Below are 16671 nucleotides of genomic sequence, written 5' to 3'. Positions count from 1 at the left end.
TTGATGCAGAGAATGATTTTTTATAAAAGGGGACACGTTAACAGTAGTGTTTACTGGAGGTGTAAACGTTGAGATGCTTTCATCTGATCATCATGATATGCGTCCTCACGAGTCTCACTGCCGTGTCCGCCGAGGCGAAATCTTTAAAAAGAAGTGACATGGAGAAGACGGGAAACGTGTACTGGGATATAAGGTCTGAAAAAAAGAAACTATCTTTAACCTTCGATGACGGCCCCCATCCTGTCTATACGGAGGCTGTGTTAGACGTGTTGAAACAGCACAATGTTAAAGCAACCTTTTTTTGTGTCGGGAGCCGTATAGACAAATACCCCATAACGGCAAAACGCATCGTTGAAGAAGGGCATGAAATCGGCAACCATACGATGAACCATGTTTATTTTCACCGTCTGAAACGCAAAGACATTTTACAAGAGCTTCACAGCTCAGCGCATCATATCACATCGCTGCAGCCGGAAGGGGACAAGTTATTCCGCCCGCCGGGAGGGTCGCTGAATCATACGGCTTTCAAAAGCATCTTAAAAGAGGGCTATCATATCATCATGTGGTCATGGAACCAAGACCCGAGGGACTGGAAAAGGCCCGGGAAAGGAAAAATCGTCAGGCACGTTGTTTCACATGCCAGAGATGGAGATATCGTTCTTCTGCATGACGGCGGAGGAAACCGGCGCCAGACGGTTGAGGCTTTGAAAGAAATCATTCCCAAGCTGAAAAAGCAGGGCTACACGTTTGTTAAGGTTTCGGATTTAATCGGACAGGATTCCGGCCCTTTTCATATCCAGTAAAGAGAGCGCCGCGTTGAAAGCCGCCAAAGAGATGTGTACCATTGAAGGTAAGGTTTGGGGGGAGAGAAAATGAAGTTTGCTGTTCTTTTTATTACGATAATCTGTCTGTTATCAGGATGCGCCGCGGGCAAAGAAAAAAGTGTTGTCGCGTTCGGCGACAGCAATACGCGCGGTTCCAACTGGGATTATCGTGATTATCCGAAGGCGCAGCAGTGGGTAAACATTTTAAAAACAGCGGAACGCGGCCGTCTTACGGTTATAAATGCGGGAATAGGCGGCCAGACGACTGAGGATGCGCGCCTGCGCTTTCAAAGCGACGTGCTGGAGCGTAAGCCCCAATATTTATTTATCATGTTCGGAACAAATGATGCGGGCATTTTGACGGGCGATCAGCCGCGGGTATCAAAGAAACGGTTTAAAGAAAACCTGACTTATTTCATAAACGAAAGCAGAAATCACGGCATAAAGCCGATTTTAATGACGTGCATCCCGGTTATAGAAGGAAACGGAACGCATCATCTCTATTACTATTCGAGATATAAAGCCTCAGCCTTTAAAGAAAAAGGCGGCGCGAGAAAATGGCATAATTCCTATAACGGCGTTACGAGGCAGGTTGCAGCTGAGTTGAAAGTGCCGCTGGTGGATAACTGGAAACACTTTATACGCGCGGACGGCGGCAAAGATACAGACCGGGCGCTGATTCAATCCGGACTGATAGATCCCTCCGGAAATCATATGACGCCAAAAGGCGCCAGAATCTTAATTGAAGGCATAAAAAATGGGCGGGTTTTGGAACGCTGACGCCGTCAGCTGCCTAAACCGTTTTGCTTCTGATTCATAGGCTGTAGAAAAAACATCTTTTTGGAGGCGATTGCTATGAACCGCGGTTTCCCTCCGCAATATCCTGTATGCCCGCCTCCTCGGGTGAATGCGGGGTACTGGTACGCATTTTTTGTTGTGCTGCTCGTCGTCATTCTCGTCCTGGGCGGTCTGTATTGGTTCAATATATAGCAGCCGTCCTCTTAAACACCTCTATTTTAGGGGTGTTTTTTGTTGAAAGTGGTAGTAATGCGCATAACCGAAGTGATATAATATCAGTCATCTGAGTAAAAAAAGGAAATTCGCCCGGGAATTTTTTTCTGTTTAAGAAGAAACGGAAATAATGTGTCCGAGCGATCTTCTTTTGATTTCGTTTTCAATTAACTCGATAAATTCACGGCTCAAATTCATTTCATTGGCTTTGAAATAAGATTCTATTAGTAATTCATCAGAAAGCTTTCTCATGCCGGGGACCCAATTAATGGGAGTGGCACCTCCTTATAATTGTAATCAATCATCAGACGCAAGCATATGATGGAAGGTTGCGTTTCAATCATGGTGAGGTTATCTTTAATCTACCATGAAATACAAATAAGAACAATCGTTCTGTTATCCACACTCGTAAGTGGATAACTTGTTAGTATCTTGTTTATAATCTGGATAAATCCGGATGTAATAAGAGTGGATAATGTGTGTAATTTTATCCACAACTGGTGAAGAAACCCAATTTTTGTCGAAATTTTTTTACTGAGTCCGACTTTGTTTTTAAATCTGACAGGTTTCGACATATAGATGATAGAAAGAAAAGGAAGGGTGCGGGTTTTGTTAAAAAAGTTTTTTTTACCTGACGAATTTGTGAAAAATATATTTCATATCACACCGGAAAAGCTCAAAGAACGCAATGTGAAAGGGATTATTACAGACCTTGACAACACGCTTGTGGAGTGGGACAGACCGAGTGCGACACCTCGATTAATCGAGTGGTTTGAAGAAATGAAGGAGCACGGCATTAAAGTCACGATCGTCTCCAATAATAATGAACGAAGAGTGAAATTATTCTCGGAGCCGCTTGGCATACCGTTTATTTATAAGGCAAGAAAACCGATGGGACGCGCCTTTAAAAGAGCCGTCAGCAGCATGGATCTGAAAAAAGAAGACTGTGTGGTCATCGGCGATCAGCTGCTTACTGATGTTCTCGGCGGAAACAGAAACGGGTATCATACGATCCTCGTCGTGCCTGTCGCTTCCTCTGACGGAGTCATGACGCGCTTTAACCGCCGGATTGAACGGAGAATATTGAGTTCTTTGAAACGTAAAGGCCATATTCAGTGGGAGGATTAGAAATGGAAAAGGTTGTTTGCATCGGCTGCGGAGTAACGATCCAGACCGAGGATAAACAAGGTCTCGGATACGCGCCAAAGGCATCGCTCACGAAAGAGAATGTCATCTGCCAGCGCTGCTTCAGACTGAAAAATTACAATGAAATTCAAGATGTTTCATTAACGGATGATGACTTTTTAAATATCTTGCACACAATCGGCGATACTGACTCTCTTATTGTCAAAGTCGTTGATATTTTTGATTTTAACGGAAGCTGGATAAACGGGCTGAACCGCTTTGTCGGCGGTAATCCGATCATTCTTGTCGGTAATAAGGCCGATATCCTGCCGAAATCCGTAAAACGGGAACGGCTCGTTCAATGGATGAAACGCGAAGCGAAAGAATACGGCTTAAAACCCCTTGATGTCTTTTTAATCAGCGCTTCCCGCGGACAAGGGATGAAGGAAGTCATTGACGCCATTGAACATTACCGCGAAGGGCGCGATGTGTATGTGGTGGGCTGTACCAATGTCGGCAAATCCACATTTATCAACCGGATTATTAAAGAGGTCTCAGGGGAAGAGAATATTATTACCACCTCTCAATTTCCGGGCACGACGCTTGACGCGATTGAAATCCCGCTCGATGACGGATCTGCGCTTTACGATACGCCGGGAATCATTAACCATCACCAGATGGCGCATTACGTGGACAAGCGTGACTTAAAGGTGCTGACACCGAAAAAAGAACTGAAGCCGCGCACTTTTCAGCTGAATGAAAAACAAACGCTTTATTTCGGCGGGCTTGCCCGGTTTGACTATGTATCAGGCGATAAAACGGCGTTTGTCTGCTATATGCCGAATGAATTGATGATTCACAGAACAAAGCTTGAAAATGCTGATGCCTTATACGAAAAGCATGCGGGAGAACTGCTTACCCCGCCCGGAAAAGATCATTTGGATGAATTTCCGGAGCTTACGCCCCACACGTTTACGATTAAAGAAGGAAAGACGGATATCGTTTTTTCCGGTCTCGGCTGGGTCACGGTGCAGCAAGCAGATAAAAAAATAACGGCATACGCTCCGAAAGGCGTACACGTATTTGTCCGCCGTTCATTAATATAGAGAGAAGGGGAGAGGGAGCATGAAACAATTGTACGGAGTAATCGGTAATCCGATCGGGCATTCAATGTCACCCGATATTCATAACGCGGCTTTGCAAGATAAGAACATCAACGGGCAGTATTTTGCGTTTCAGGTGGAACCTCATCATCTCAAGGACGCCGTTAACGGAATCAAGGCGCTTGGCATCTGCGGAGTGAACGTCACAGTCCCGCATAAAGTCGCGATCATGGAGCATCTGGATGAAATACATGAAAGCGCGAAAGTACTCGGGGCCGTAAATACCGTCAAAAGAGAGGGAGACAGGCTCATCGGGTATAATACTGACGGAGATGGGTTTTATAAATCCTTAGTCAAAGTATTGGACAAACCGATATCAGAGCTCACCATCCTCATGATTGGGGCGGGAGGAGCGGCAAGAGCGATTTTTACGACGATCGTCCGCAGAGAGCCGAAACAATTTGACGTTTGCAACCGCACGCCGGAAAAAGCGGAAAGCCTGATTGCGGCTGCTCCCTCTTTTCAGCAGAAACGCGCCCTTACTTTAAAAGAAGCTGAAAATCAGCTTGAACAATATGACGTCATTATTCATACAACATCTGTCGGCATGTATCCGAAAACGGATGCCGTGCCGCTCTCATTGGAACGGGCCAAAACGGGCGCCATCGTTTGTGATATCGTATACAACCCGATTCAAACGGCGTTCTTAAAAGAAGCTGAAAAAAGAGGTTTAACAACCATTGACGGTGTCGGCATGTTTGTGGAACAGGCCGCACTGTCTTTCAAGCTGTGGACGGAACAAGAGCCTGACAGCGGCTTAATGAGAGCGATTGTTGAAGGAAAACTAGGAGGAACACAATGTTAACAGGAAAACAAAAACGGTTTTTGCGTTCAAAAGCGCATCATTTAACGCCTATTTTTCAAGTGGGAAAAGGCGGAGTCAACGAAAACATGGTGAAACAGATTGCCGAGGCTTTAGAAGCAAGAGAGCTGATTAAAGTCAGCGTGCTTCAAAACTGCGAAGACGATAAAAATGATGTCGCAGAAGCCCTTGTGAAAGGCACCCGCTCACAATTGGTGCAGACGATCGGAAATACGATCGTACTGTATAAGGAATCAAAGGAAAATAAACAAATCGAGCTTCCGTAAGGTGGTTGACATGAAGAAAATCGGAATATTCGGGGGCACATTTGACCCTCCGCACAACGGACATCTTCTGATGGCTAATGAAGTCCTTCATCAGGCGGAGCTCGATGAGATTTGGTTTATGCCCAATAAAATCCCTCCGCATAAGCAGAATGAAGACTTTACAGACAGCCGGCACCGGGTGGAGATGCTGAAGCTTGCCATCAGCTCTAATTCCGGCTTTAAGCTTGAGCTTGCGGAAATGGACCGGAAAGGCCCTTCTTATACCTATGATACCGTCCGTTTACTGAAGGAGCGGCACCCGAACGACAAGCTTTTCTTTATTATCGGGGCGGATATGATTGAATATCTGCCGAAATGGTACAAACTGGACGAACTGCTCACGCTCATTCAATTTATCGGAGTGCGGCGCCCGGGGTATCATATTGAGACCCCGTACCCGCTGCTTTTTGCCGACGTTCCGGAATTTGACGTTTCGTCAACGATGCTGAGAGAACGTCTCAAAGCAAAAAAGCCGACGCAATACTTAATGCCGGATAAAGTGAGGCAGTATATAGAGGAGAATGATTTATATGAATCGTGAGGAAGCACTTGCCTGCGTCAAAGAGCAGCTGACCGAGCATCGCTACATCCACACAATCGGCGTGACAGATACGGCGGTTATTCTCGCAGGCCGGTTCGGAGCAGACCCGAAAAAAGCGGAAATGGCGGCTATTTTTCATGATTATGCGAAATTCCGGCCGAAAGAAGAAATGAAGCAGATCATCGTGCGGGAAAAAATGCCGGCTGAGCTCTTGGATTACAATGCCGAGCTGTGGCATGCCCCTGTGGGAGCGTATTTGGCTGAGAAAGAAGCGGGGATCACTGATCCTGAGATCTTGGATGCAATCCGCTATCACACGTCAGGGCGTCCCGGAATGACCCTTTTAGACAAAGTCATTTACGTTGCGGATTACATTGAACCCGGACGCCATTTCCCCGGAGTGGAAGAGGTGCGCCGTCTGGCGGAAACAGATCTGAACGAAGCGCTCATACAAGCAATGAAAAATACAATGATATTTCTGATGAAAAAAAACCAGCCGGTCTTTCCGGAGACGTTTGCAACCTATAATTGGCTGGTGTCTCAAAATTGACAGGAGGAATTTAAAGAATGAATCAAGCTTCCGTATTAAAAATCGCGGCAAAAGCATGCGACGATAAACGTGCAGAAGATATTTTAGCGCTGGACATGGAAGGAATCTCACTTATAGCGGATTACTTTTTAATCTGCCACGGGAATTCTGATAAGCAGGTTCAGGCAATTGCGCGTGAAATTAAAGATCAGGCAGAAGAAAACGGCATTGATGTCAAAAAGATGGAAGGGTTTGATGAGGCCCGCTGGATTTTAGTTGATCTCGGCGACGTCATTGTCCACGTTTTCCATAAAGATGAAAGAAGCTACTACAATCTTGAAAAGCTATGGGGCGACGCGCCGCTCGCAGAGCTTGAACTCGGCTTGAACTCATGATTTACCAAGGCTTCGCCGGCGTATATGACGAGTTAATGTCACATGCGCCGTATGATGAATGGGCGGGCTGGATCGAAGCGTCTCTTCCGGAAAAGGGAAGGGTGCTTGATCTTGCCTGCGGAACCGGAGAAATATCCATCAGGCTTGCTGAAAAAGGCTGCGAAGTCACGGGGATTGATTTGAGTGAAGATATGCTGAGCTGTGCCCAGCAGAAAAAAACGGGAAAGCCGATTCTTTTTCTCCAACAGGATATGAGAGAGCTTTCCGGTTTTGAAGAACAGTTTGATGCCGTTGTCATCTGCTGTGATTCCCTAAATTACTTAAAAACGAAAAATGATGTCTTAAGCACCTTCAAAAGTGTTTTTCAAGTTTTGAAGGAGGGCGGCCTGCTTCTGTTTGACGTCCATTCCCCATTTAAAATGACGGAGCTTTTTCCGGGCAGCACCCATGCGGATCAGGATGAGCAGATCAGCTATATCTGGCAAAGCTTTGCCGGCGATGAAGAGCTTTCTGTCATCCATGATATGTCTTTTTTCGTATGGAACGGACAATCTTATGACCGTTATGACGAGACGCATGAGCAAAAAACATTTTACATTGAAGAATATGAACAAATGCTTGCAGAGACCGGATTTGAACTGAAGAAGGTGACGGCTGATTTTACAGACCGGCCTCCTTCAACAGAGTCTGAACGTCTTTTCTTCACGGCAGGCAAACCAAAAACCATCGTTTAAACGGAACGATGGTTTTTAAAATGCATTTTTTGCGATTGGCGCGATAAAGCACTTTATGGCATACTCAGTTACACGTGAAATTGCTTCTTCACTAACGATATATCTTCATCGTATTTGTCATGTGTACGCTGAAAGACACGGTTGAACATATCCTGAACACCGCTTTCGAGAGCCTTCAGTCCTTCTCCGGTTACGCCGCCTTTTACGCATACTTTTTCCTGCAAGGCGGGAAGTGTGTAATGCCCTGTTTCCAGAAGCTTGCCGAGACCTACAAGCATTTCCGTCGACATAATCACGGCTTCTTCTTTGGTGATGTCCGTTTCTTCCACTGCCGCGTCAATAAAGCGCTGAACGAGATAACTCATAAAAGCGGGCCCGCAGCTGACAATGTCTGACGCCGCTCTTGTAATGCCACTGCTGATTTCCACAGGTTTTGAAATATGAGTGAACAGCGTTTGAATATCCGCTTTTGCAGACTCGCTGCAGCTTTTGCCGAACGTAACAAGCGAGACGCCGGCCAAGGCGCGGTTCGTAATGCTCGGAATGACGCGGGCCGTCTGACACGGAACCGTATGTTCAATCTGATCCGTCTGAACGGGGCTGGTAATGGAGATTAAAATGTGATCTTTCCGTAAATGCGGTGTGAGTTTTTTCAGCAAAGGATATATATCCAGCGGTTTTACACAAATGAATATTATTTCATTTTCCTGTACGAGCTTTTCCTGATCCTCGGTGACATGGATGCCGCTGAAACGTTCTTTTAGTTTTAATGCTTTTTCGATTGTTCTGTTTGTGATGGTGATATGTGAGGGATCGGCAGCGTTTGATTCGATAAACGATTCAATCAGGATCGTTCCCATGTTTCCGGTGCCGATAAAGCCTATTTTCAATGAATTCCCCTCCTTTTTCCCTTAATCCTCTAAACCTTATGCGGGGAGGCAATGCAATATGACGAAAGCGATGATGACGGAGCGGCTGCGGCGGAACCTGAAAATTCTGGGCGCTTGTCTTGCGGCAGGGGCGGTTTTTATCTGCATTTGGCTGTTTCGTTCTGAAAAGGAAGAGCCGGTCAAACAGCAGTCTGTGCTCGGCCAAACAGCCTCAGCATCCGTCGCGGACAAAAAAGACACCGCAGCCGATAAGATTATGATTGATGTGAAAGGCGCGGTCCGAAATCCCGGCGTGTATGAAATGAAAGCGGGAGACAGGGTGACGCAAGCCATTGAAAAAGCCGGCGGCCTGAAGAAAAAGGCGGATGAATTGAATGTTAATTTAGCAGAGCAGCTGCAGGACGGGACGATTGTTTATATTCCGAGTGAAGGCGAAGAGGAGAATCGCCCGAAAACAGCAGCGGGTGAAAAGGAGAATGCAGCTGTCAATATCAATACGGCATCTCTGGACGAACTTCAGGTCATTTTCCGGGGTGGGGCAGAAAAAAGCGGAAGCGATTATCGCCTACCGAGAAGAAAACGGACGGTTTCAGACTGCTGAAGATTTGATGAATGTATCAGGCTTTGGAGAAAAGTCATTTGAGCGGATAAAAACTTCCATTACGGTAAAGTGAATTGACGGTTTTGCTTAAATCTATGTAAACTTAGAAAAGCAACAAGACTTTTTGGAGGGAACACTTGTGGAACGAATCTCATGGAATCAATATTTTATGGCGCAAAGCCATTTGCTGGCGCTGAGAAGCACATGCCCGAGACTGTCAGTCGGGGCAACCGTAGTCAGAGACAAGCGGATGATTGCCGGCGGATACAACGGCTCAATCGCCGGCGGCGTCCATTGCGCTGATGAAGGATGCCTTTTAATAGATAATCATTGCCAGCGGACCATACATGCAGAGATGAATGCGATTCTGCAATGTTCTAAGTTCGGTGTTCCGACGGAGGGCGCCGAAATTTATGTGACGCATTATCCTTGTATTCAATGCTGCAAATCAATTATCCAGGCAGGCATCAAAACGGTTTATTATGCGGAAGATTACAAAACACAGCCTTATGCAAAAGAGCTGTTCAGCCAAGCCGGAGTCAAGGTGGAGCAGGTCGAACTTGATGAAATGATCATCGATCTGAAAAACCGCGAAAAATTGTCTTTTGTAGCAGGTCTGATTCAGCAATTATCTGATGCGGGGGTTAAGGCAGATGAACTGAAAAAAATTCATAAACAGGCCAATGAGCTGTTTACCAGTTACGTATAAATGAAATATAAATACCTTCTTCTGCCTCTGGCGGCGGTTTCTGCAACTGCGGGAATTGCCGCCGCTCATGTCTTCTTGGTTCTGCTCCTTTTTCTTCTGTATCTTCTCTTTATCATTGTAAAAACAAAGCAGCATGCTCCGGTTATCGTCTGCCTCGTTTCTTTTTGTCTTTATTTCTTTCTTTATACGGTTTGTGACGTTGCGAATGTAACGCGGTATCAGGCCGGCAGTTATACTGAACAGGCCGTCATCACTAATATTCCGAAGGTTGACGGAGCGAAAATGTCAGCCGTTATCCGTACACATGACAAGGAAAAATGGGCGGCTTCGTACAAAATCCGGTCTCTTGAGGAAAAGAGACTCATTGAACAGCTTGAACCGGGGATGCGCTGCACGTTTACAGGCTCTCTGGAACAGCCTGCACATGCGACGGTTCCCGGAGGTTTTGATTATAAGGAATATCTTTACTCTCAGCAGATTCACTGGTTATTTTCCGTGACTTCCATTCAGCAGTGTGAAAAATCCAAACAGCCGCTGTTTAAACTGCTGAACATCAGAAAAAATTTGATTTCGATCATTCGGAATCACGTGCCTGAATCTTCCGCCGGAATTGTTGAAGCGCTGACCTTAGGTGAAAGATTTTCTATAGAGGACGATATACTGAGTGTATATCAAAATTTGGGAGTCGTTCATTTAATGGCGATTTCCGGAATGCATGTCGGTCTTATTACGGCGGGATTATTTTATGCTCTGATCAGAATCGGGCTGACAAGAGAAAAAGCAGGAATTTTGCTGCTGCTGTTTTTGCCGGTGTATACACTGCTGAGCGGTGCCGCCCCATCCGTATTGCGCGCATCCCTCATGCTGGGATTTTATATCGCCGGAACTCTTGTTAAACGCGGCATTCATTCCTCTGCTGCATTGTCCCTGTCTTATCTGCTGCTCCTGCTGTTTAATCCTTACTTCCTTTGGCAGGCGGGCTTCCAGCTTTCCTTTGCGGTAAGCGCCTCTTTAATTCTGTCATCCTCCATTTTAAAGAAAGCAGGGGAAAGCAAACTTGCCGGGCTTGCGATGGCTTCATTGATTGCAGAGCTCAGCTCACTTCCGTTTCTTCTCTATCATTTTCAGCAGATTTCACTTGTCAGTTTTCCGATGAATATGGTGATGGTGCCTTTTTATACGTTATTTGTCATTCCGGTTTCTGTCATCGGTTTCCTTCTTCTTTTACTCTCAAGGCAGATGGGAGAATGTTTGTTTGGTATGTTTGACCTTGTGATGAAGCCTGTGCATGATTTCATTACATATGCGGCATCCGTTGATTTATTTACTATGATTGTGTCAAAGCCTGACTTTCTTTCCCTTCTTCTGCTTGCGGTTTCCGTTTTTACGCTTTTTGCGGCTTTGGAAAAGGGAGGTTTTTTAAAACTCAGGAAATCGGCTCTTTTTTTCTGCGCGGTTTTGGCTTATTTAATATGCCGTCCGTATTTCAGTCCATGGGGAGAAGCGGATATGCTTGATATCGGGCAGGGAGACTCACTGTTTATAAGCGCGCCGCACCGCAAAGGGACCGTAATGGTTGATACAGGGGGAGTGATTGCTTATCCCGGAGAATCATGGAAAGAAAAACGCCACCCGTATTCTATCGGCGAGAAGGTTTTGATTCCATTTTTAAACGGAAAAGGGGTGAAAAAGCTGGATGCACTGATTTTAACCCATGCGGATCAAGATCACATCGGGGAAGCCGGAGTGTTAATCAAAAATCATAGAGTCAAACGGTTAATTGTCCCCGTAGGATTCGTAAAAGAACCGAAAGATCAGAACATATTAAATATGGCGAAAGAAAACAACATTCCCGTTGCCGAAGCAAAGCGGGGCGACACCATTACAGCCGGTGATCTTCAGTTTCAGGTGCTGTCTCCGGAGTCGTCTGACGGAAAGAGTAAAAATGATTCGTCACTGGTGCTTTGGACGGTTTTAGGCGGAGTGAGCTGGCTTTTGACGGGAGATTTAGAATCGGACGGCGAAACGGAAGTGCTGAAAACGTATCCGAATCTGAAGGCTGATATATTGAAGGCGGGTCATCACGGCAGCAAAAGCTCAACGAGTGAAGCCTTTTTGAAGCAGCTTCAGCCGGAAGCAGCGCTGATTTCAGCAGGAAAAGAGAATCGATACCATCATCCGCATGAAGAAGTGCTGGATCGTTTGAAGGCGTACTCTGTAAATGTGCTTCGCACCGATATCAGCGGAACGATTCAATACAGATTTAAAAAAGGCGCCGGAACGTTTTCCGTCTTCCCTCCATATGATATAGAAGAAACCAGGGCGCAAGAAGTAAAAAAGACTGCCGATTGACAGCAGCCCGGAATGCGGCTAAGAGCCGATAAGATGGATGGCTGTTGCCATCACGAACAAAAAGGCGAAAAATCCGAAGGACACGACAAAACCGACAGCTGAGTCAACAGCATCATTTCGTTTGCTTTGAACGTTTTTTTCAAAATCATTCAATTTCATCCCTCCTGACTTCCCTAAGTATACTGGAATTGTTTTGAAAAATCTAGAAGTGATGGTAACGTTTTCTGTTCTTGTGATTATCGCCTTTTTACAAGCAGACCCGGGAGCTTGTGAATCAGGCGTTTATTATAAATGAGGAAGCTGTCCTTAAAGCTTCCTCTTTACTATTTGCCGAACTCAATTTAGGATAGAAGGGGATCAAGAAAGAGAGGAAGTCATACGATCATGGTATTTGATGTTTGGAAAGCCCTGAAAAAAGGGGATGTCCGCTCCGTTTATTGCTTATACGGAAAAGAAACGTATCTGCTCCAAGAGACTGTCAGCCGGATCAGACAAGCTGTCGTTGATGAGGAGACAAAGGATTTTAACCTGTCTGTTTTTGATCTTGAAGAGGATCCGCTTGACCAGGCCGTAACCGATGCGGAAACGTTTCCGTTTATGGGAGAGAAGCGGCTGGTCATCGTAAAAAATCCGTCTTTTTTAACAGGGGAAAAAAAGAAAGAAAAAATAGAGCATAATACAGCCGCTCTGGAGACTTATCTGAAGGAGCCTGCACCTTATACGGTCTTTGTGATTGTGGCTCCGTATGAGAAGCTGGACGAACGGAAAAAGCTGACGAAAGCGCTGAAGCAAAAAGCCCTTATGATTGAAGCTAAGGAGCTGAATGCAAAGGAGACGACGGATTTTACGATTAATCTGGCGAAATCCGAAAATAAAATGATCGATACAGAAGCTGCCGAGCATTTGGTTCTGCTTGCAAACGGCCATCTGTCTTCCATATATCAGGAAATACAAAAACTCTCCGCCTACACCGGTGACAGACATGAGATCACACTTGAAGATGTCCGTGAGCTCGTCGCAAGAAGTTTGGAGCAGAATATTTTTGAGCTGATCAACAAAATCGTGAACCGAAAACGGACGGAAAGTCTTCAAATATTTTATGATCTTTTAAAACAAAACGAAGAACCGATCAAAATTATGGCGCTGATCGCCAACCAATTCCGTCTGATTATGCAGACAAAGTATTTTGCGGGACAAGGATACGGCCAAAAGCAAATCGCTTCCAACTTAAAGGTGCACCCCTTCCGGGTAAAACTGGCGATGGATCAGGCGAGGCTTTTTTCTGAAGAAGAGCTGCGGCGTATTATAGAAAGACTCGCAGTGATGGATTATGAAATGAAAACGGGGAAAAAGGACAAGCAGCTCTTGCTGGAGCTCTTTCTCCTTGAGCTTCTCCGGACTGAATGAAAAAAACGATCCCCGTTAAAGGGATCGTTTTTGTATTATGCAGAAAGTCCGTTCACTTGTTTCGCAAGTCTAGATTTGTATCGAGCTGCGGCATTTTTGTGTACAAGACCTGTTTTCACTGCTTTATCAATGCGTTTCGCTGCTTCAGAAAGAGCAGTTTTCGCTTTATCCGCTTCGTTGTTAGCAACAGAAGCTTCAACTTGTTTGATTGCAGTACGCATAGCAGATTTGATTGTCGCGTTATGAGCGCGGCGTTCGTTGTTTGTTTTTGTACGTTTAATCGCTGATTTAATGTTTGGCATGTGTTTCACCTCCTAAGATACAACCTGTAGCACAGTGTCTTAAGGTTAAATCTTCTTCACAATAGAACAAATTGTATTCTATCAAACAGAACTTTAGATTGCAATATAAATGTAAAGTATTTTTCGTTGATGGGTAAATTCGCATGATTCGTTTTGTAAATGGCCACACTATGTACCACTATGATTGAAGGAGGTCTTCCCTGTGAAAAACAACGAACTGGATGTCAATCAATTTCTGATACGGACGGATTTAGCGGTAGAAACGAAACAGGCGGTAAAAGACGGACAAGCCGGTCAGAAAAAAGAAATAAACGGGTTTATTGAAAAAGAACGCGACAAGGGCGGCATTAAAGTCAGAACCGTCGATATTACCAAAGAAGGCGCCGAGCTATCGGGGAAAAAGCAGGGACGCTATGTCACGATCGAGGCTCAAGGGGTTCGGGAACACGACTCTGACATGCAGGAAAAAGTAACGGAAGTGTTTGCCGAGGAATTTTCCGCCTATCTGTCGGCATTAAAGATTCCAAAGGATGCAAGCTGTTTGATCGTCGGTCTGGGCAACTGGAATGTGACGCCGGATGCGCTCGGCCCTCTCGTGACCGAAAACCTTCTTGTGACAAGGCATCTGTTCAGGCTTCAGCCGGAAAACGTGCAGGAAGGGTACAGGCCGGTCAGCGCGCTTGCTCCCGGTGTGATGGGATTAACGGGAATTGAAACGAGCGATATTATTCAAGGTGTGATCAAAGAATCAAAGCCGGATTTTGTGATCGCGGTAGACGCTCTTGCGGCCAGAGCCGTTGAAAGGGTGAACACGACCATCCAATTTTCTGATACGGGCATTCACCCGGGATCAGGCGTCGGCAATAAGAGAAAAGAATTAAGCAAGGAAACGCTCGGCATTCCCGTCATCGCAATCGGGGTACCGACTGTCGTTGATGCGGTTACGATCGCAAGCGATACGGTGGATTATATATTAAAACATTTCGGAAGAGAGATGAAAGATGACAGCCCGTCAAGATCTCTGGTGCCCGCCGGAATGAACTTCGGCAAAAAGAAGGTGCTGACAGACGAAGACCTTCCCGGAGAAAAAGAACGCCAATCCTTTCTCGGTATTGTCGGCACGCTGGACGAAAACGAAAAACGCCAGCTGATTCACGAAGTGCTTTCTCCGCTCGGCCATAATCTGATGGTCACGCCGAAGGAGATTGACACCTTTATTGATGATATGGCGAACGTGCTTGCAAACGGGTTAAACACCGCCCTTCATGAAAAAGTGTCACAAGATAACAAAGGTTCTTATAATCATTAAAATGGTTCTACCTCCTCTAGCTTGTTCATAGAGTAATTACTAGACAAGCGCTGGAGGGATTCAAATCATGAGAAAAAAACGCAGAAACCGTCAAATTGTCGTTGCAGTAAACGGTGGAAATGCGCTCAAGGGCATGTTTTTGTTTATGACAAGCCTTATCGTAATTTTCGTATTATCGGGTGTGCTCACATCGCTTCGCCCTGAACTGAGGCTTTCTTCGGATTCTCTTCACGGAATTGCCGGAGAACTTCCGGGTGACGCGTTTGCACACCTCCTCGGCATGGAAAATCATTATTTCGCCTCAGAGCTTCCTGAAAAAGACTCTTTTCAGCTGTCCAGGCTTTCCTTAAAACTGGCGACAAGCATTAATATGGAAGACCCGCGGAGTTTCTTGGGACGTGAGCTGCCGGGATTTGCCCAATACGATACGGAGATCCTTTTGGCGGGGCAGGGGACGGATTATACGAATATGCCGGCTGAATCTCCGCCGCCGTCAAAGGTGATGGAAAAAGAAAAAGAAGTGAACCTGGCAGAAATCGAAAACAAAACGAAAAAAGAAGAAACGGCGCCGCCGAAACATTCAACAGGCAGCAAAAAAGTCGTTTTTATTTACCACACTCATAATACCGAATCCTATCTTCCTCTGTTAAAGGGGGAAACAAATCCGGATAACGCCCGCCATTCGAAGGCCAATGTCACGCTTGTCGGAGATATGTTCGGAAAAGCGCTTGAAGCGCAAGGTGTAGGAGCGACCGTAGATAAAACCGACATTCAGGCCCGCCTGAACAAAGACGGCTTAAATTATGCGCGAAGCTACGACGAATCAAGGCCGGTCGTAAAAAGCGCGCTCGCCAAAAATAAAAACCTGCAATATACCATAGACATTCACCGGGATTCCCGCCGCAAGAAAAATACGACAGCCGACATCAAAGGAAAAAGCTATGCCAGAGTCGCCATCGTCGTCGGCAAAAAAAGCGCTAATTTTGAAGAAAACTATAAACTCGCAAGTGAACTTCATAAGCTCATGGAGAAAAAATACCCCGGCTTAAGCGTCGGTGTTTTATCAAAAGGCTCTCCGGGAGATAATGGAGTATACAACCAAGATTTAAACGACCGGTCGCTTCTGCTGGAATTCGGGGGCGTGGATAACAATCTTGAAGAACTGAGGCGCGCATCAGATGCCGTGGCCGATGTGTTCAGCGAACTGTACTGGGATGCAGAAAAGGTCAGCTCGCAATCAGGAGAGAAGAAAAAACAATAGAAATCAGGTGATTCGAATGATCCGTTTTACCGGCAAATGCCTGCTGATCGCCATTGTCATGTTTTTCGGCGTTTTGTTCGGCATGCAGCAGGCAAACAGCGGAATGCTTGATATGAAAGGATACAAAGATCCCTCCTTAAAAGGAGCATTCACGCTCGGCGGCGGAGAAGGACAGGAAAAAGAAGCTTCCATTTTGGGGCAAACCGTTACGGCGAAAGATCTGGAAGAAAAACAAAAACAGCTGGAACAGGCGGAAACCTTCAACCTGTTTTCAAAAGCCGGAGAAACCCTTTCAAATACCGTGACGGACTCGGCGCAGGCGATGTATGAGTGGGTTTCGAAACTGAACCGTTAGCATTGATGAAGAGAAAAGCGGATGATTCCTTAAAG

At 45.7% G+C, this 16671-nt stretch carries 20 protein-coding genes and 3 pseudogenes; 19 read left to right on the top strand and 4 right to left on the bottom strand.

Going from position 1 to position 16671, the window contains the following annotated elements:
* Nucleotides 1-68 precede the first annotated feature (68 nt).
* From NYE28_RS13670 to NYE28_RS13660, 3 genes are all read left to right on the top strand, one after another.
* Nucleotides 69-803: a polysaccharide deacetylase family protein gene (locus NYE28_RS13670; protein WP_015240250.1), complete on the top strand. Its 735-nt coding sequence runs from the start codon at nucleotides 69-71 to the stop codon at nucleotides 801-803.
* A 69-nt stretch (nucleotides 804-872) separates the two neighbouring features.
* Nucleotides 873-1604, top strand: coding sequence for an SGNH/GDSL hydrolase family protein (locus tag NYE28_RS13665; protein ID WP_025285021.1), 732 nt, complete (start codon nucleotides 873-875; stop codon nucleotides 1602-1604).
* A 75-nt stretch (nucleotides 1605-1679) separates the two neighbouring features.
* Nucleotides 1680-1814 carry a hypothetical protein gene (locus NYE28_RS13660; protein ID WP_003152848.1) on the top strand — a complete coding sequence of 45 codons (135 nt, stop codon included), beginning with the start codon at nucleotides 1680-1682 and terminating at the stop codon, nucleotides 1812-1814.
* 132 nt (nucleotides 1815-1946) lie between these two features.
* On the opposite strand, the gene NYE28_RS13655 is transcribed toward NYE28_RS13660, so the two are convergent.
* Complete coding sequence (locus NYE28_RS13655; RefSeq protein WP_003152850.1) at nucleotides 1947-2087, bottom strand: sporulation histidine kinase inhibitor Sda; 141 nt, start codon at nucleotides 2085-2087, stop codon at nucleotides 1947-1949.
* Between the two features lie 357 nt (nucleotides 2088-2444).
* Here NYE28_RS13655 and NYE28_RS13650 point away from each other — a divergent pair, with 357 nt between their 5' ends.
* Genes NYE28_RS13650 through NYE28_RS13615 form a run of 8 tightly spaced genes read left to right on the top strand, consistent with a single transcriptional unit; the run spans nucleotide 2445 to nucleotide 7450 of the window.
* Nucleotides 2445-2963, top strand: coding sequence for a YqeG family HAD IIIA-type phosphatase (locus NYE28_RS13650; protein WP_007408254.1), 519 nt, complete (start codon nucleotides 2445-2447; stop codon nucleotides 2961-2963).
* 2 nt (nucleotides 2964-2965) lie between these two features.
* Entirely contained in the window at nucleotides 2966-4066 is a 1101-nt protein-coding gene (gene yqeH / locus NYE28_RS13645) for a ribosome biogenesis GTPase YqeH (RefSeq protein WP_007408255.1), read from the top strand.
* Nucleotides 4067-4085: 19 nt separating this feature from the next.
* Nucleotides 4086-4928: a shikimate dehydrogenase gene (gene aroE, locus NYE28_RS13640; protein ID WP_094031849.1), complete on the top strand. Its 843-nt coding sequence runs from the start codon at nucleotides 4086-4088 to the stop codon at nucleotides 4926-4928.
* Entirely contained in the window at nucleotides 4922-5212 is a 291-nt protein-coding gene (gene yhbY, locus NYE28_RS13635; protein ID WP_007408257.1) for a ribosome assembly RNA-binding protein YhbY, read from the top strand. Before aroE ends, yhbY begins: the two co-directional genes overlap by 7 nt.
* 10 nt (nucleotides 5213-5222) lie before the next feature.
* Nucleotides 5223-5792: a nicotinate-nucleotide adenylyltransferase gene (locus NYE28_RS13630; protein WP_007408258.1), complete on the top strand. Its 570-nt coding sequence runs from the start codon at nucleotides 5223-5225 to the stop codon at nucleotides 5790-5792.
* Entirely contained in the window at nucleotides 5782-6342 is a 561-nt protein-coding gene (gene yqeK / locus NYE28_RS13625) for a bis(5'-nucleosyl)-tetraphosphatase (symmetrical) YqeK (protein WP_014418422.1), read from the top strand. Before NYE28_RS13630 ends, yqeK begins: the two co-directional genes overlap by 11 nt.
* A 17-nt stretch (nucleotides 6343-6359) precedes the next feature.
* Nucleotides 6360-6716, top strand: a complete 357-nt coding sequence (gene rsfS / locus NYE28_RS13620) for a ribosome silencing factor (RefSeq protein WP_007408260.1) — start codon at nucleotides 6360-6362, stop codon at nucleotides 6714-6716.
* A complete protein-coding gene (locus NYE28_RS13615; protein ID WP_076424998.1) occupies nucleotides 6713-7450 on the top strand; it encodes a class I SAM-dependent methyltransferase in 738 nt (245 codons plus the stop codon). Before rsfS ends, NYE28_RS13615 begins: the two co-directional genes overlap by 4 nt.
* A 68-nt stretch (nucleotides 7451-7518) precedes the next feature.
* Here NYE28_RS13615 and comER read toward each other — a convergent pair whose 3' ends face one another.
* Nucleotides 7519-8340 carry a late competence protein ComER gene (gene comER / locus NYE28_RS13610; RefSeq protein ID WP_012118027.1) on the bottom strand — a complete coding sequence of 274 codons (822 nt, stop codon included), beginning with the start codon at nucleotides 8338-8340 and terminating at the stop codon, nucleotides 7519-7521.
* Between the two features lie 58 nt (nucleotides 8341-8398).
* Here comER and NYE28_RS13605 point away from each other — a divergent pair.
* The 3 genes and pseudogenes from NYE28_RS13605 to NYE28_RS13595 all read left to right on the top strand — a co-directional run bounded on the left by NYE28_RS13605 (nucleotide 8399) and on the right by NYE28_RS13595 (nucleotide 12002).
* Nucleotides 8399-9014, top strand: a pseudogene (locus NYE28_RS13605) (helix-hairpin-helix domain-containing protein).
* 66 nt (nucleotides 9015-9080) lie between these two features.
* A complete protein-coding gene (locus NYE28_RS13600; RefSeq protein WP_094031848.1) occupies nucleotides 9081-9650 on the top strand; it encodes a ComE operon protein 2 in 570 nt (189 codons plus the stop codon).
* Nucleotides 9651-12002 carry a DNA internalization-related competence protein ComEC/Rec2 gene (locus NYE28_RS13595; protein ID WP_342490096.1) on the top strand — a complete coding sequence of 784 codons (2352 nt, stop codon included), beginning with the start codon at nucleotides 9651-9653 and terminating at the stop codon, nucleotides 12000-12002.
* 18 nt (nucleotides 12003-12020) lie between these two features.
* Here NYE28_RS13595 and NYE28_RS13590 read toward each other — a convergent pair whose 3' ends face one another.
* On the bottom strand, nucleotides 12021-12155 hold the full coding sequence (locus tag NYE28_RS13590) for a YqzM family protein (protein ID WP_003152870.1): 135 nt from the start codon (nucleotides 12153-12155) through the stop codon (nucleotides 12021-12023).
* Between the two features lie 40 nt (nucleotides 12156-12195).
* On the opposite strand from NYE28_RS13590, the pseudogene NYE28_RS13585 reads away from it, so the two are divergent.
* Together NYE28_RS13585 and holA are read left to right on the top strand one after the other, a co-directional pair.
* Nucleotides 12196-12347 (top strand): annotated as a pseudogene (locus NYE28_RS13585) (hypothetical protein).
* Between the two features lie 39 nt (nucleotides 12348-12386).
* Nucleotides 12387-13428: pseudogene (gene holA / locus NYE28_RS13580) on the top strand (DNA polymerase III subunit delta).
* A gap of 16 nt (nucleotides 13429-13444) precedes the next feature.
* On the opposite strand, the gene rpsT reads toward holA, so the two are convergent.
* Nucleotides 13445-13711 (bottom strand): 30S ribosomal protein S20, encoded by a 267-nt coding sequence (gene rpsT / locus NYE28_RS13575; RefSeq protein WP_003152876.1) that lies wholly within the window; start codon nucleotides 13709-13711, stop codon nucleotides 13445-13447.
* A gap of 202 nt (nucleotides 13712-13913) precedes the next feature.
* On the opposite strand from rpsT, the gene gpr reads away from it, so the two are divergent.
* The 3 genes from gpr to NYE28_RS13560 all read left to right on the top strand — a co-directional run bounded on the left by gpr (nucleotide 13914) and on the right by NYE28_RS13560 (nucleotide 16636).
* A complete protein-coding gene (gene gpr / locus NYE28_RS13570; RefSeq protein WP_007408268.1) occupies nucleotides 13914-15020 on the top strand; it encodes a GPR endopeptidase in 1107 nt (368 codons plus the stop codon).
* 67 nt (nucleotides 15021-15087) lie between these two features.
* Nucleotides 15088-16281 (top strand): stage II sporulation protein P, encoded by a 1194-nt coding sequence (locus NYE28_RS13565; protein ID WP_007612673.1) that lies wholly within the window; start codon nucleotides 15088-15090, stop codon nucleotides 16279-16281.
* Nucleotides 16282-16297: 16 nt separating this feature from the next.
* Entirely contained in the window at nucleotides 16298-16636 is a 339-nt protein-coding gene (locus NYE28_RS13560) for a YqxA family protein (protein WP_007408270.1), read from the top strand.
* Nucleotides 16637-16671: the final 35 nt, after the last annotated feature.

The organism is Bacillus sp. FSL R5-0443, assembly GCF_038608285.1.
In the GTDB taxonomy this organism is placed as follows: Bacteria; Bacillota; Bacilli; order Bacillales; family Bacillaceae; genus Bacillus; species Bacillus velezensis.
This window is presented reverse-complemented; position numbering and strand designations above follow the sequence as displayed.